Origin of the sequence: Vibrio hannami, from assembly GCF_029589055.1 — a bacterium.
Taxonomy (GTDB): Bacteria; Pseudomonadota; Gammaproteobacteria; order Enterobacterales; family Vibrionaceae; genus Vibrio; species Vibrio hannami.
This window is the reverse complement of sequence record NZ_JARQZP010000003.1, coordinates 516,283-531,448: the sequence shown is the minus strand read 5'-3', so window position 1 is coordinate 531,448 and position 15,166 is coordinate 516,283. Positions and strand designations below refer to the sequence as shown.

Sequence of the window (15,166 nt, the reverse complement as noted above, 5' to 3'; positions counted from 1 at the left end):
TATTTTTCTCCAGTCGTGATATTCTTTATATGCAGCCACACTCGGCCACCTAAGCTTCAAATTAATTAAGACTCCAGAAGGTCCAGAATCTCCTTAGTTTTTTCTTTTACAAGCGATGGGTTGTTTTTTGACTCTACATTTAGGCGTACTACTGGCTCGGTATTCGATGAACGTAAGTTGAAACGCCAGTCAGCAAAACTCATGCTGATCCCATCGACGGTTTCGGTTTCTAACGCACTCTCAAAGTAGAAGCTCCAAACCTTTTCTACAGCTACAGTGGCATTATCGATCTTTCTATTAATCTCTCCGGAAATAGGGAAGTTTTCTTGCTGCGCTTTAACAAAGTGAGAAAGAGGTACTCCTTTGTTCGCCACTAACTCGGCAATCAAAAGCCACGGCAACATGCCTGAATCACAGTACGCGAAGTCTCTGAAGTAATGGTGAGCACTCATTTCTCCACCATAGACTGCATCTTCACTTCTCATTCTCTCTTTTATGAAAGCATGTCCCGTTTTACTTTGAATAGCGGTTCCACCCATACTTTCGACTAAATCGATAGTGTTCCAGGTCAAACGAGGATCATGGATGATTTTAGCCCCAGGATTTTTATTCAAGAACGCTTGCGCAAGCAATCCAACAATGTAATAACCCTCAATGAACGCCCCTTTTTCGTCGAATAAGAAACAACGGTCAACATCGCCATCCCAAGCGACACCAAAATCTGCGTTGTGTTCGATCACAGCATCAATCGTAACCTGTCTGTTGTCAGGCAAAAGAGGATTAGGGATTCCATTCGGGAAGTTACCGTCAGGATTGTGGTTAATCTTGATAAACTCGAATGGTAAGTAAGGTTCTAAGTTATCTACCATATGCCCTGCCGCACCGTTCCCTGCATTCACCACAACTCGAAGAGGTGACAAAGCCTGCTTATCCAGAAAACTCATGAGGTGCTTCGTATATTCGCCCGACACATCGTAACGTTGCGATTTATTCCCGTATAAAAGAGTATCGTTTGAAGGCTCATAGTTCCTAGATTCAACAAGGTCTTTGATTTCATTTAGACCGGTATCACCACTAATAGGTTTCGCATTTTCCCTTACCAGCTTCATGCCATTGTATTCTTTTGGGTTGTGGCTAGCCGTTACCATAATGCCACCATCAAGCTCTAGATAGTCAGTAGCGAAGTAAACCTCTTCAGTACCTACAAGACCCAAATCCAGAACTTCAGCTCCACCATCAATAAGCCCTTGCGATAAAGCTTCGGCTAACCCTTCACTGCTCAAGCGTATGTCATACCCCACCGCCACCTTTTTTGGTTTGATGTAATCGGCAAAAGCTCTTCCTATGCTATACGCTACAGTAGCGTTCAGTTCATCGGGTAATTTTCCGCGGATATCATAGGCTTTAAACGCCGTAGTCGTAATCCTCATTTGTGCCTTCCTATAAAATCGTAACGTTACCATTTTTATGTTAAGCAACTTTATTTTCAAGTATTAATAAAGAAAGCGATCAATAACTGTGATATCAGTTGTATTTTGGAGCGAAACTATCATTTGACGTGAAGAGCGCTAACAAGCCCCCTTCACTGTTGAAGACCAAGTCCAAGGAAGTCGTTTGAAATACTTGCCAAGCCTCAACGAGCATGGAATGTTGTTTTTTCTAGATATTGCAAACTCTCAATATTTTCTTCCCCTTCAATTCTCCGGACTAAGAAATTTGAAAGCTTACGGCCGATACTATGGAAATCTTGTCTTAAGCCAGGAACCGGAGGCATAAAGAAACTTGGAAGATCACACGTTTCAACAACAATAACATCGATGTCAACGCCGATCATTTTCCCAGCATCCTGAATACCAGCGATAATACCGAGAGCCGAAATCTCAGATCCACAAATAACCCCGTCAGGCGAGTTATCTCCTTTCATGAGCTCATAAGCCATTTTGCGATAATCGACCACATCAGTGTCAAAGATAATACTCTGCTTTGAGAACTCTAACCCATGCTCCATTGATGCCCTTTTTACACCATAATACTTATGCCACGAATACGTATATATCTGGGAGGAACTCAGCAAGCGAATGTTCTGTCTCTTTCTTTCATATAAGTAGGTAGCTGCCTGATAACCGACATCGTAGTTATCAATATCAGCATAAGGGTGTTCTATTGTCATTTCCGTCTGACCAAAAGTTACGAACGGTATATCTTGCTCCGTAAGATAAGTTACCCTTTCATCTTTAGTTTGAGTAAGGTTGAAAATGACGCCTCCAGCTGAACTATTTTCTACGGCATATTTCACCGAAGCAAGAGGGTCCACACCAGGCTCGAGGGGCAATACAGTCAGATGATAAGGCGATCCAGCAATTCCAGCAGTTAACCCTTCGATAAGCGCTAACGTCCCCACATCACCAACAATATCTCCCGGTTTTGTTACAGGTAACACTGCACATATGTTGTAGTTAATCCCTGTTCTTAAGCCAAGTCCTGATATGTTTGGCCTGTAACCTAGTTTTTCAGCAGCAGCTTTAACTTTATCTTTAGTTGGTTGTTTAACATCATCCCCATCTTTTAGGGCTCGAGATACCGTCGTTACAGAAAGCCCTGTGTACTCCGCTATCGTTTTCAGTGTCGCCTTTGCCATCTCGTACTCTTACCTAGTCAATTCGTAACGTTGCAAAAAGTCTCTCATTCATCCTAACATTTCACAAGATTTTATTTGCGTTGGTTTTAACTAAATCAAATATATCAGGCAATTGAAACAATTGAACCCAGTGAAATGAATAAAATGACAATTTTTTGTGACATAAAAAAACCCTGTCAATCTGAGTTGAAACAGGGTTAAGCTTAAAGAAAGGCAAAGTGACTTAGATTAAATACGTTCTTCCGTCGCTGCACAGAACAATGACACGTTCTGAAGATTGAGATGAAGCGGAAGTGACGAGCCGTTTTCAATCTGAATATTAGCGTCAAGTTTCGCTCGAAGAGGCTGATCGGACATATTCAGTTCAGCTAACGTTTCAGAGCCCGTCATTTCAAATGCATTTACTTTAAGCTTTACTTGGTAATGACTGTTGAGAGTTGACTGAGTAACATGCTCTGGTCGGATACCAAGCAACACTTTTCTGCCTTGTGTCGGTTGTTCAGCAAACTCATAGCCGTTAACTGGAATCCAACTTTCACCTACCATAACCCCCCACTCTTCACCTTCTTGATGCAGCTGGCCCTTAAGAAGGTTTATCTGAGGCGCACCTACAAACTTAGCGACAAACACATTTGCTGGTTTATTATAGATTTCATATGGCGTACCGATTTGTTGAGGAACCCCTTTGTTCAGAAGGATTATTTTTGTCGCTAGAGTCATCGCCTCTATTTGGTCATGGGTAACGTACACAATCGTTGAGTCCAATTTGTTGTGTAGCTTCTTGAGCTCCAAACGCATCTCAGCACGAAGCTTAGCGTCTAGGTTTGAAAGCGGCTCGTCAAACAAAAATACCTTAGGTTCGCGCATCAACGCCCGTCCAATAGCAACGCGCTGACGCTGACCACCAGATAGCTGCGCAGGGGTACGATCTAAAAGCTGCCCAATTTGCAGCAAGTCAGCGACATCTTGAACTCTCGCTTCAATCTCTGCTTTAGGTTTTTTGTTGATGAGCATCCCAAATCCAATATTTTCGCGGACCGTCATGTGCGGGAACAAAGCGTATGACTGAAACACCATGGCAATGTCCCTGTCTTTAGGATCTGCTATGGTTACATCTTTACCACCAATAACAACTTTACCAGTTGTCACATCCTCTAGTCCTGCAATAAGTCTGAGCAAAGTTGACTTACCACAACCAGATGGACCTAAAAGAACGGTAAAACCACCAGCCTCCATTTCGAGGTCAATGTCATTCAGAATAACGGTTTTGCCAAATGTTTTATTCAGTTTTTTTACTTCTACAGCGTGCATTATCTGATCCTCGTTATAGCGCGTTTTCAGGTAAAGTGATTCGGTTATACAGCTCTAAACAAGCTCTTCCATTGTGATATGGACATTTCCATGGCTCGACTTTTGGCGTATCGGTGTACGGCCTGCCATCTCGGTAAGTTTTCCAATACCATTCTCTGTTGACTTTATCGACTAATTGAGTCTGGATGATATTCCAGCAACGAAGTCCAGCCTCCAGAAACTCTGGTTTTGGTTCTTTTTGGTAGGCATTGAAAAAGCCAACCATCGCTTCTCCCTGTACCCACCAAATTCTGTCTGTATCTATCAGATGGCCTTCTCTGAGCTCATTGAAAACGGCACCGTCTGCATCGATCCCTTCCTCTAAAGTAATATCAGCCATACGAGTGGTTAGGCTAAACACTTTCGCTGCAAACTCACGGTCACTCAACTCGCCTGCGGCTTCGTCCATGAGCCATGTTCCTTCAATGTCATGTCCGTAAGAGACATCCTTCGAAACACACTGCCAATCACGGCTAAAAAACAGTCCATAGTGAAGTTTTTCATCAACAACTTTGTCACACATCAACTCAAGCAAGTGCTGAATCCTACTTTCTACCAAGGGTGATTTCCAAGCTTTATTCAGCGTTGTGTAGGCCTCCATGATGTGTAAATGCGTGTTCATCGATTTTTCAGCCAGTACCTCTTCAGCGGTATCACAAACCAAATGGTTGTCTATTTCATTCCATTCGCGATCAAATGCTTCGATATAGCCACCATTTACATCATCGAAGGCGTGCTTTTCGATTAAACCAAAAAGGTCGGTTGCCTTCTCCAGAGCAGCTTCGTCACCGCTGGCCAGGAAATACTCGCTTAGCGCATAAATAGCAAACCCTTGGTTATAGACATGCTTCTGCGAATCCGCAACGTTACCATTTTTATCCAAAATCCAATACACGCCGCCGTGCTCGCGATCCAGCGCCTTTTCGACAAGAAAGTCATAACAGTGCCTTGCAGCGTCCAGGTATTTTTTCTCTGCCAAAACTCGATAGGCATAAGAGAACGTCCATAAAATTCTCGAATGCAACAAAACGGATTTGTCGTGTTCTTTATCGACAACCCCATTAAAATCTGAATAACAGTAAAAGCCACCATTATCGATATCTTTATACTCCAACCAAAAATCAAGAATGTTTCTGGTCACTTCACTGCGAAGCTGTTGTTTAAAGTCATGCAGTTCCATTCGACTACACCCCCTCAATTGAAAATTCATCTTTATCCAGCCAAAGCATCGCGATTGCTGCTATTAAGGCTGGAGTAACCAAATAAAACAGGCTGAAAATAGGTAGAAGGTAGCTAACGAAAACACACGCTAACAACACCAGAACACTTATCATCAACACTTTAATCTCTTTCACTAAAAGCAGCAGTCCGTTTTGAATACTATTCACTATCGACGTTTTATAAAAACTCATTTGTATTACTGTCGCTAATAACAATACTATTCCGAACACAACTCCTGGAATCATTGCAATAAAAACTATGGCTAGTAGCCCTTCAAACTGCATAACACCTTTATTTATAAACCAACTTAGGGAATAGACTGGAAGCAGAATCGCCCACCCAACTATATTTGATAATATAAATTCAGCTCTGAAAGTAGACCATATTTCGCTGAATGAAATACTACCAGCGCCATTGAGATAACGCCGAAGTAAGATACACACAACAACGGTCGCGGGAAATACACCGAATACTAAGCCACCTGCAAGTGTCAAAGCTATCCAACACAAATTCATTGTGGCAAGACGTGATAGCCAACGGCAGGCAAGAATAAGCGGAGAGTTTGCTTCCATCGTTTTCTACCCTTTAACCGCACCGTTGGTAACACCAGCATAGATTTGCTTTTGTAGCAGCAAAAATATAACAATTGAAGGTATTAAAATAATCACTATCCCTGCAGATATTGTTGTCCACTCAGTACCAAAAACAGACGTAAATTTGTACAACGCTGTCGATACAGTAACTTGAGATGACTCAGGTAAATATAGTAAAGGGAAGTAGAAGTCATTATAAATAAATATCGTTCTTAGAATAATGATCGTCGCAATAGCCGGCTTTAGAAGAGGCAATATAATCTTCCGGTAGATGAGAAAGTATGATGCGCCTTCAATTTTGGCCGCTTCATCCAATTCAACTGGAATACCTTTCATGAATTGAAGGAAAACATAAATCATTACTACATCAGCACCAATATACAGTAGAACTACTGAGGCTTTATGATTAATTAGACCTAACCCCTTAATTACCTCAAATGTCGCAACCTGAGTAGTTACTGGCGGGATAACCATCGCAATGACGTACGCAAGCAATACTAGCTTTTTGCCACGAAAATTAAATCTCGACAGTACATAGGCAACCTGAGTACCAAATAATACTGTCAAAAAAAGCGATACTAACAAAATGGTTCCAGTGTTCAAAAACGCTAGCCCAAGATCGCCATCGGTAAACACTTTTATGTAGTTGCTAAAGTTAGCGAAGCTTTCCGGCAAACCAACCTTGCTGGTATTGTAATACTCATCCAATGACTTAAAGGACGCCATTAACACCGAGTAAGGTGGAACCAATACGGCTATGGCAGCCAGCACCAACGTAAGGTATTTGAATGACGACCAGAAAATCCAGCTTGGGTTTGACAGGTTTTTCTTTAGGCGCGCCTTCTTAATTGCTTTCTTTGATGCATCTACTTTTGCAAGAAGCTGTCGCTCTTCGTGTGTTAGCGAAGCTACATTGTTATTAGTTACGGACATCTTATCGCTCCTCTTTAAACAGCACTTTTTGCAAAATCATAAACAATATGACTATCATCAGAAGCACTACAGCCATTGCTGACGCTAATCCGAAGTCATTGAAGTTGAATGCGGTTTCTAAAGTTGCCATTACGAATGTCTTCGTGCCATTTGCACCCTTCGTAATGATCATTGGGATTTCAAACACCGACAAAGAGCCAACAAACGCAAGTAAAACCTGCAAGCCAATAACTAATTTGATAGAAGGCAGGGTGATAAAGCGGAACTGTTGCCATTCAGAGGCACCTTCAATTTTGGCCGCTTCATACTGATCCTGAGGAATAGATTGGAGTACGCCAAAAAACAGAATCAGGTTAAACCCAAGGTAGCGCCAAATAGATGCTGCAACCAGTGCCCAGTTGACGACTTCTCTATCCATCAACCAGGGTTTAATCCAATCTTCCAACCCTATAAGGATTAAAAAGCTGTCTAGAGCACCATCAACCTGATAGAAAATTTGGAAAACCATCGAAGCGGCAACGGCATTCAGTACAAATGGAATAAATAGTAAAGTTTTAAAAAGATTGCGTCCGGCAAGCTTCGAGTTGACCAATACTGCAAACCATAACGATAAGGTCAGCTGTATCACTGCACCAACAAAATAGTACAACGTCACAAGCAGTGGGTTCATCTGATCGGGTTCTTCCCACAAATAGGTGTAGTTGTCCAAACCAATAAAATTTTTGACTGGCGCATAGCCATCCCAGTCAGTGACACTCATATAGAACAGTTGGCTTGCGGGATAATAGGATAAGGTGAATAGCAACGTGAGTGGTATCGCAAGAAATGCAAACACTATCATTCGCTGCTGTTGTTTTAATGAATAAGTAAACATAAAGACTCCAGGGATTGCTTCTGACAGAAGAGCATCCAGAGAACACTCAACTGACATCTAGCAAGAATCTTAACGTTACGATTTATCACCATCAACATAAACCTTACTTAATAGAGTGATAGTGTGAAAGAGATCAATTAATGATTACTTGGCTTTGTTTTAGGCACACATGCTCTTTGTATTTCATCTTTGGTAATAGATATTAAAAAATGAAGAAGCTATCGCAACGTTACGAACAAAATCCATTTCGACTTTACAACCTGATTGCTGCTATGCTGCACGCATCAAAAATGCCCAATGGTTAAAAGAGATTCATTAGTCGGCTACATCGCGGCGAGGTTTGTTTTGGTAGGATCTTAGATGTAGTGATCTTAAATGTAGTGACTCAGACTCGATCTGACGATGGGGGTGGTGTAACTTGTCCTGAGCTAGCAGTCACCGCTTTCAGAAGCATTAAAGTAGCCGCTTTGGTATATCGGTCGAATTCTACCTCTCAGCGCACTTTTCGCCGTCAGAACATTACCCGGCACTACATCTCAAGGTGCCGAAAATGGATACTTTTGGACAATTTTTGTCACCCTTCAGTTCTATAACTCCTACACCAAACTGAATAGTATCTTGACAAACTGAATTATTATTCACAAGAAAGAGATTGGCTGAAGTCAAAGCATCTCCAGTACAAATGTTTAGTGACTAGATTTGGCCCTATTGGTGACTGCATATCACTCACCTACTTCTGTTGTTGTATCAACGCTTCTTGCTTTAGCCACTTTGTAAACACCGCGATACGAGCTCTTCTTATAGAATTTGCATGGTAAATCGCAGAGTATTCAATACCAGGAGACAAGCTGATATCAAATGGCTTTACGAGCAAGCCTCTTTCAATAAAGTCACCAGCTAAGCTATCCGTGCCAGGACAAACACCATGGCCAGCAATAACTGCGTTTAACCCCATATCAAGCGTTTCAACTTCCATCCATTGGAATACTTCTCCTTCAAGCTTTACATTGGCCTTTTTAAACCATTGCTCCCACGAGAAGTGATGATTATGAATACCTCGTATTAACCAGCATTGAGTAATTTGAGCTGGGTACATGAGTTTCATACTTTTCGCAAGCTCTGGGGAACACACTGGAAACACTGGCTCATCAAATAAGAACTCGGATACCAAAGACTCATCACTGGTTTCAAGCGAAATCTCCCCTATGGCGATGTCCGCCTCCCCAAGAAGTGCTTCTCTAGGATTAATATTGGAGCTGATTCGTATCAGTGTTTCTGGGTATTCCTTTGAAAATTTCCACAATTTGGGCATTAACCAACGTGATGCAAAAGATGGGGTAGTAGCGACCGATAAAACTCCCTCTACAGGTTCATTTTGGGTTGCATTTAGCCCTTCTACAATGAATTCAAATGCCTGAGAGACTTTTCCATAAAGCCTCTTGCCCTCTGTAGTAAGCACCATATCGCGACCCTTGCGGATAAAAAGCTTACAGCCAAGTTCATCTTCAAGCTGCCTTAGTTTCTGACTGACAGCTGCCTGAGTAACAAACAATTCTTGCCCTGCTTTGCTATAGCTCCCTAATCGGGCGGCAGCTTCAAAGTAACGAAGACCGCTAAGGTATTGAAGTCTTTTATCCATAAACCCTGCTTATATATCCTGTAATGAATTGTTGTTCGTGTTACCACAAACAATTGCTCACAATACCCGAAAAAGGCCCGTTATCAGGCTTTGCGAGATACTAATGACGTTGAGTACTGATATAAGCAAACTCATATCGTTAGATAAATCATAAGCCAGTATTATTTAGGTTAACAGAATGCAGCAAACAAACTCTAGCATGTTTCAGAAAACACACATCAAGCAGATGCCCTTTATTGTCTGGTGTGTATTGATTGGAACCTTGATTGTCCGAACTAGTTACTTTATGGCCTGGCCCTTTTTAGTGATCACTTTATATCGTGAATACGGTGCTACGGCGACTGAAGTTGGTTTTATGCTCGCGATGTCTGCTCTTGTTGGGGTAATTGCTGGCTTTTACACAGGGCACCTGTCGGACATCATTGGCCGCAAGCGAATAATCATTGCAGGCTGCTTAGTTTCTTCACTCACATACCTTGGGATCTCTCAGGCTAACCAGCTCAATCAATTCTATTTTTTAATTGTCGCGTGCGGCCTTATGCGACCAATGATTGAAGAGCCAAGTAAAGCACTCATCAGCGACAGCATCAATGATCTTACACGGCGAGAGCTGGCAATGAATATGCGCTATTTTGCTATCAATGTAGGGGGAGCACTTGGCCCGCTACTCGGTGTGAAACTTGCGGTGTCACACCCCGAAAGCTTATTTCTGATTGCCTCAGTAGCCTATCTGGGCTATGCCATGACCCTGCTGTTTGCTTTTCAATACTACATCGACAATAAAATCAGCCACAGTAAGAAACCTCAACCGATGGCGACGGTTTTACAGGGAATCAAAAACGACTCGCGGTTCATTAAGTTAGTTGCAGCGAATGTCCTCATGATGTTTGTCTACGCGCATTACAGCTCAACCATTCCTCAGATTGTTGCCCGTTCAGGCAGTACAGACACAGAGATGCTCATCGCAGGGATGGTACTGATAAATACCCTGACCGTTATTCTGTTTCAGTTTCCGTTGTTGAAGTTATTGCAAAGATTTTCTCTAACTTTTCGGGCCAAGTTAGGGGTCTGTCTGATGGGGGCCTCCCAACTCATTTTTATCGCAAGCCCTGTTGACTCAGTGCATGGCTTGTTTGCAGCATGTTTTGTTTTGAGCCTTGGAGAAGTGATTGCATTTCCAACCATCAATGTTCAGATAGACAGATTGGCACCACCTAAACTGCGGGGGCATATTTTGGCGCGGCCTCATTACACACTCTTGGCTTTGTACTCGCTCCTATCGTCGGCGGCATGATTATAGACTCGTCAGATGCAATGTGGCTATTCTGTCTTTGCCTGATGTTATGCCTGATAACACTCTATTTTTACGCCAATTTTGAGAAACAGGACTCAGTTGAACCCCGTATAACACAGTTAAGTAATCAACATAAACCAAAGAAATAAAATCTTTAGGATTACCTATGAAAAAAATTGGACTGGTTGGGGGACTTAGTTTCGTCTCTACTCTTGAATATTACCGACTTATTAATGAACTAGTTAGAGCAGAATTAGGTGGACACTCCTCCGCACGTATCGTCGTTGAAAGTTTGGACGAAAAAGAGTTTTTAGATAAACAGAAAGACGATCCGTCGGAAAAGGCGTGTGAAGATATGATCGTCAAGGCAGTAGGAAACCTGCTAAATGCTGGTGCAGAAGTTATCGCCTTAGGCGCCAATGGGTTACATCGATTCGAAGCCGCAATAAAAAAAGCACATGGAATAGAATTGGTTAACATCGCAGAAGCTACTGCGAGTGTGCTGTATGAGCAAAACATAACTCAGGCTGGTTTATTGGGTGTGCAAGCAACGATGGAAGGTATCTTTTATAAAAAGCAGCTTTTGAACAATGGTATCACTTCAGTAATCCCCAAAATTTCAGCCCGTAACTATGTACACGAGAAAATTATTTCTGAATTAGTTCTGGGGACGTTTACTGAGGAGACTAAGAAAGAATTTTTCACTGTCATAGAGCAGCTAATTAATAACGGAGCACAGGGTATCATTCTGGGCTGTACAGAGATCCCTCTTCTGGTTACTGAATCTTTTTGGCAGGGTATTCCCCTGTTTTCCACAACAAAAATTCACTGTGAAGCAATTGTAGATATCGCGCTTCAGGCCTAAGTAGCGACAAGTAGAAGTTTGATTATGATAGAAATAAAATTCGGAAAGTTGAGCGACGTGCCTGAAATCACAGACTTATTCAATTATTACATTTTGAACACCAATGCCAGATTTGAGGAGCAAGTGTTTTCCTATGAAAATCGAACTCAATTGTTTGCTCAATTCTGTCGCAGTTCGAAGTACCAACTGTATGTTGCGGTTGAAAATGAAAAGCTGCTTGGTTTTGCTTTCTCTCAACAGTATAGGTCTTCTATGACACTGTAGAAGTGACGATCTACCTTTCCAAAGCAGTGAAAGATAAAGGCATAGGTTCTATGCTATACGGTCACTTGCTTTCTGAGTTGAAAAAGCAGGCTGTACATAGAGCACTATCTGAGATTGCTTTACCAAATGACACTTCTCTTGCATTACATAGAAAGTTTGGGTTTAAGCAAGTTGGAATTTTTGATCAATACGCAAAGAAACATGGTAACTACATTAGTTCTGTTTGGCTTGAAAAACAGTTCTCATGACGAAAGGCTATAGATAGCCCTTCCTGTGTATCGAGAAATATCACTAAAACTATAAAGGTCAAAATATGAAAATTTATCCTGAAATAGAACTGTCGAGAAGCCAACATGATGAGATAGAGCTGCTCCGAAACCAGTCGTTTCCATAGCATCAAGTCGCCAAATCTTATTATAAGCAGCTTCCTCATATGAGAGCCCTGAGTTACCAAGAAGGCCAATTGGTTGGTTATATGGGTTTAGACTATCGTGTTGTGAGTGTCGGTACAGAAACCTATAAGGTATTGGGAGTCATTGACTTCTGTGTTGATGAAGCTCATCGAGGACTGGGCATTGGCACCGCTATGCTTTCTCAACTCAGTAACTATGCCTCAACAAGGGATGTCGACTTCATAATATTAATATCTGAATCACATGACTTTTATGTTAAAAATGGTTACGAGCGCGTTGACTCTCTTCACTCCTGGTTAAGGCTTCATGAACATAGAAACTACGGTGTCGCGGTTGATCAGGTAGATGATTTGTACGTAAAAAAAGTTAGTGGTAAAACTTGGGCAACTGGTCATGTGGATTGGCTAGGTTATATGTACTGAATCGACTCAAACCAACTTAGTGCTCTATGTGAATGCGCATAATTATTCCAATCTAAATTTGGGCTAGAAATGTTAAAAAGTGCAAGGTTCTGGGAGAAACCGAGCACAATTTCTTGGCTGTTCGCTACAAGCGGTGCTTGCCGCTAACAGGTGACGAAATTTATCGGCCTAGAACGTTACTGGCACGCTTGAGGTATAGCGAAGTGGCCCTACCAGTACGATCTGATAGCATCGTGAATTGGAAATTGGCAGGTTGAATCCAGATTAATCCATCTTAAATTAATACCCAAGATGAAAAGCCCGGCTTGTTTAACCGGGCTTTAACCTTAGGGTTCCATGTCAAAAGTTGAACTATTCTAGTTAATCGACAAAGGTCCCCGTTGCAGTAAGCTCTTTAAACCAGATGCCGTGCTTCTTAGGTATTCTGTTTCCTGTTTCCAAATCCAAACGATAGAAACCATACCTACGCTTAAAAGAGTTTGTCCAGGACCAGTTGTCGATAAACGTCCATTGGTGAACACCGAAACAATTTGCCCCATCTTCAATAGCGCGATGTAGTTGCGCCAGATGTTCTTTCATCAAGTCAGTTCGGAATGTATCATCAATATAACCATCTTCGTCTGGCTTACCTTCGGATACTTCGTCCATAGCGATACCAATCTCAGCCAAGAACCAAGGCACATTCCCGTAATTGTCCTTGACGTTCATTGCAATATCATGAACTGCTGTTGGTAGGATTTCGTTGTTATCGCGATAAGGATTAAAGCGCCCATTTGGGTTTACATAGTTCTCGAAGTACACTTCTGGAGTGAAGTAGTCTAAATCATATTCAGCTTCGCGAGCTTTAACACGTCGAGGTACGTAGTAATTCACACCCAAAAATTCTATTTTCGCGCTCGTAATCGCTTCAATTTCTTCAGCAGTTGTTTCAGGCAAAACGTTTTGCTCTTTTAGCACATCACAAAGTTCCTGAGGGATTTCGTTTTTAACCATAGGGTCTAGAAAACTGCGGTTAAACAATAAGTCTGCATACCAAGCCGCTTGTTTGTCCTCTTCGCTATCGTTGCGGGTATATGATGGAGTTAGGTTGAGTACTACACCGATCTTAGAGTCTTCGATAGACAGTTGGTTAAATGCATGAACCGCTTTGGCGTGAGCCAAAATAGTGTTGTATGCTACCTGAACGGCTAGTTTACCATCTTTCTTACATGGGTAATGGAAATCGTATAAATACCCACCTTCTGTTGGCACAATTGGTTCGTTGAAAGTGATCCAATATTTTACTTTTCTACCAAACAGTTTGAATGCTTTAACCGCATAGTCTACATACAGTTCCACCACTTTCTTAGATTCAAAACCACCAAACTTCTCTTGAAGCTGTGCTGGCATATCAAAGTGATATAGATTGATCATTGGCTCGATGCCATTAGCAATCATTTCATCCAGATAGTTGTTGTAAAACTCCACTGCATCAGGACAAACTTCACCGGTTTCAAAGTCCTTGATTAGACGTGACCATTGAATCGAAGTTCGGAAAGAGTTAAATCCAACTTGTTTCATTAACTGCACATCTTCTTTATAGCGATTGTATGTATCAGTTACTACCTGTGAGCCGATACCTTTATAAAAGCGTTCTGGAGATTCACGGTGCCACAAATCCCAAATAGATTCATTCGCCTTGTTCGTTACGCCTTCTGTTTGAATACCAGATGCTGCTGCACCCCACAGAAAATTTTCTGGGAAAGTATAAGTTGTCATCTTACTTACCTTGTCTGTTTAAATAATGTCTAAGTGCGCCAACTAAGTTGGCGTCGTTGCCAAAACGGGAAGCCTTTACAACCGGGCGGATTTTGGCCATAGGTAGGTCGTTCAACAGCTTATCCAACTTGATATTTATCTGTTCAACAAACCCTTTGCGTTTGCTAATTGCACCACCGAGTAAAATCATTTCTGGATCTATGTGGTATTGAATATTGAAAATCCCGATAGCAAGTTTCATGAACCAATCATCAACTAACTGTCTAATAACTTCATTGTTCTCTTCATATTCTTTGAAAACATCAAAACCAGTTATAGTTTCTGAGGACTGGTTTAAAATTTTTGCTGCATTGGCGACGAGCGCTTGAGTGGATGCAACATGCCCAAAAATTAAGGGATGTCCATCCTGGAATCCCGCTATTGAGAAACCAAACTCTCCGCCATGAAGATTGTGTCCTTTTTGAACAAGCTTGTTCGTCACTATTGCCCCACCGATGCCGGTACCAATCACTAAAGTACAGAAGTGTTCAGATCGATTCCCCTCCCCTAACCAGGCTTCGGCTAGGGCTGCACAACACGCGTCATTTTCTAACTCTACCGGAACACGAAACTTAGTCTGATAAAGAGTTCTTACATCAAATCCGTGGATATAAGGCAAAGCACTAGAACCATTAATGACGCCGGACTCCACATCAACTGCACCACAGGTACTAATTGCTATACCTTCAATCCCATATTTTTCGTCACAAAGCCCAAATACAGGAGCAAAACTTTCTATCCAATGAGCATAACTTTCCGCTTTGCTATCAACGCTAAACTGCTCCACGATGTGAGCGTTTTCTGTCATTACAGCGCATTTAACGGAACTACCACCAAAATCTAAAGCCAAGTAATACACTTTG

The 15,166-nt window shown here is 41.8% G+C and carries 12 protein-coding genes and 2 pseudogenes; 4 read left to right on the top strand and 10 right to left on the bottom strand.

Annotation, left to right across the window (positions count from 1 at the left end):
* Window positions 1–65 precede the first annotated feature (65 nt).
* The 8 genes from P7F88_RS04065 to P7F88_RS04030 form a co-directional block, all read right to left on the bottom strand.
* The gene (locus P7F88_RS04065) at window positions 66–1,430 is read right to left on the bottom strand and encodes a phosphohexomutase domain-containing protein (RefSeq protein WP_277822110.1); all 1,365 of its coding nucleotides are present in this window, start codon (window positions 1,428–1,430) and stop codon (window positions 66–68) included.
* 203 nt (window positions 1,431–1,633) lie between these two features.
* Window positions 1,634–2,638, bottom strand: a complete 1,005-nt coding sequence (locus P7F88_RS04060; protein ID WP_277822108.1) for a LacI family DNA-binding transcriptional regulator — start codon at window positions 2,636–2,638, stop codon at window positions 1,634–1,636.
* A gap of 228 nt (window positions 2,639–2,866) precedes the next feature.
* On the bottom strand, window positions 2,867–3,949 hold the full coding sequence (locus P7F88_RS04055; protein WP_277822106.1) for an ABC transporter ATP-binding protein: 1,083 nt from the start codon (window positions 3,947–3,949) through the stop codon (window positions 2,867–2,869).
* Window positions 3,950–3,962: 13 nt separating this feature from the next.
* The gene (locus P7F88_RS04050; RefSeq protein ID WP_277822104.1) at window positions 3,963–5,168 is read right to left on the bottom strand and encodes an AGE family epimerase/isomerase; all 1,206 of its coding nucleotides are present in this window, start codon (window positions 5,166–5,168) and stop codon (window positions 3,963–3,965) included.
* A gap of 4 nt (window positions 5,169–5,172) precedes the next feature.
* Window positions 5,173–5,781, bottom strand: coding sequence for a DUF624 domain-containing protein (locus tag P7F88_RS04045; protein ID WP_277822102.1), 609 nt, complete (start codon window positions 5,779–5,781; stop codon window positions 5,173–5,175).
* Window positions 5,782–5,787: 6 nt separating this feature from the next.
* Window positions 5,788–6,735 (bottom strand): carbohydrate ABC transporter permease, encoded by a 948-nt coding sequence (locus P7F88_RS04040; protein WP_277822100.1) that lies wholly within the window; start codon window positions 6,733–6,735, stop codon window positions 5,788–5,790.
* 1 nt (window position 6,736) lies between these two features.
* On the bottom strand, window positions 6,737–7,666 hold the full coding sequence (locus P7F88_RS04035) for a carbohydrate ABC transporter permease (RefSeq protein WP_277822098.1): 930 nt from the start codon (window positions 7,664–7,666) through the stop codon (window positions 6,737–6,739).
* A 673-nt stretch (window positions 7,667–8,339) separates the two neighbouring features.
* Window positions 8,340–9,248, bottom strand: coding sequence for a LysR substrate-binding domain-containing protein (locus P7F88_RS04030; protein ID WP_277822096.1), 909 nt, complete (start codon window positions 9,246–9,248; stop codon window positions 8,340–8,342).
* A 178-nt stretch (window positions 9,249–9,426) separates the two neighbouring features.
* Between P7F88_RS04030 and P7F88_RS04025 the strand changes: the two genes are divergently transcribed.
* The 4 genes and pseudogenes from P7F88_RS04025 to P7F88_RS04010 all read left to right on the top strand — a co-directional run bounded on the left by P7F88_RS04025 (window position 9,427) and on the right by P7F88_RS04010 (window position 12,506).
* Window positions 9,427–10,542 carry an MDR family MFS transporter gene (locus tag P7F88_RS04025; RefSeq protein ID WP_422127419.1) on the top strand — a complete coding sequence of 372 codons (1,116 nt, stop codon included), beginning with the start codon at window positions 9,427–9,429 and terminating at the stop codon, window positions 10,540–10,542.
* A gap of 166 nt (window positions 10,543–10,708) precedes the next feature.
* A complete protein-coding gene (locus P7F88_RS04020; protein WP_277822094.1) occupies window positions 10,709–11,407 on the top strand; it encodes an aspartate/glutamate racemase family protein in 699 nt (232 codons plus the stop codon).
* A gap of 27 nt (window positions 11,408–11,434) precedes the next feature.
* Window positions 11,435–11,919, top strand: a pseudogene (locus P7F88_RS04015) (N-acetyltransferase family protein).
* 65 nt (window positions 11,920–11,984) lie between these two features.
* A pseudogene (locus P7F88_RS04010) lies at window positions 11,985–12,506 on the top strand (GNAT family N-acetyltransferase).
* 360 nt (window positions 12,507–12,866) lie between these two features.
* Here the strand turns inward: P7F88_RS04010 and P7F88_RS04005 are convergent.
* A complete protein-coding gene (locus P7F88_RS04005; RefSeq protein ID WP_277822092.1) occupies window positions 12,867–14,264 on the bottom strand; it encodes a glycoside hydrolase family 1 protein in 1,398 nt (465 codons plus the stop codon).
* Between the two features lies 1 nt (window position 14,265).
* Entirely contained in the window at window positions 14,266–15,162 is an 897-nt protein-coding gene (locus tag P7F88_RS04000) for an ROK family protein (protein WP_277822090.1), read from the bottom strand.
* Window positions 15,163–15,166: the final 4 nt, after the last annotated feature.

Excerpts from the sequence above, each read along its gene's own strand:
- P7F88_RS04065 (WP_277822110.1), bottom strand. The coding sequence starts at position 1,430 with ATGAGGATTACGACTACGGCGTTTAAAGCCTATGATATCCGCGGAAAA.
- P7F88_RS04060 (WP_277822108.1), bottom strand. The coding sequence starts at position 2,638 with ATGGCAAAGGCGACACTGAAAACGATAGCGGAGTACACAGGGCTTTCT.
- P7F88_RS04055 (WP_277822106.1), bottom strand. The coding sequence starts at position 3,949 with ATGCACGCTGTAGAAGTAAAAAAACTGAATAAAACATTTGGCAAAACC.
- P7F88_RS04050 (WP_277822104.1), bottom strand. The coding sequence starts at position 5,168 with ATGGAACTGCATGACTTTAAACAACAGCTTCGCAGTGAAGTGACCAGA.
- P7F88_RS04045 (WP_277822102.1), bottom strand. The coding sequence starts at position 5,781 with ATGGAAGCAAACTCTCCGCTTATTCTTGCCTGCCGTTGGCTATCACGT.
- P7F88_RS04040 (WP_277822100.1), bottom strand. The coding sequence starts at position 6,735 with ATGTCCGTAACTAATAACAATGTAGCTTCGCTAACACACGAAGAGCGA.
- P7F88_RS04035 (WP_277822098.1), bottom strand. The coding sequence starts at position 7,666 with ATGTCAGTTGAGTGTTCTCTGGATGCTCTTCTGTCAGAAGCAATCCCT.
- P7F88_RS04030 (WP_277822096.1), bottom strand. The coding sequence starts at position 9,248 with ATGGATAAAAGACTTCAATACCTTAGCGGTCTTCGTTACTTTGAAGCT.
- P7F88_RS04025 (WP_422127419.1), top strand. The coding sequence starts at position 9,427 with ATGCAGCAAACAAACTCTAGCATGTTTCAGAAAACACACATCAAGCAG.
- P7F88_RS04020 (WP_277822094.1), top strand. The coding sequence starts at position 10,709 with ATGAAAAAAATTGGACTGGTTGGGGGACTTAGTTTCGTCTCTACTCTT.
- P7F88_RS04005 (WP_277822092.1), bottom strand. The coding sequence starts at position 14,264 with ATGACAACTTATACTTTCCCAGAAAATTTTCTGTGGGGTGCAGCAGCA.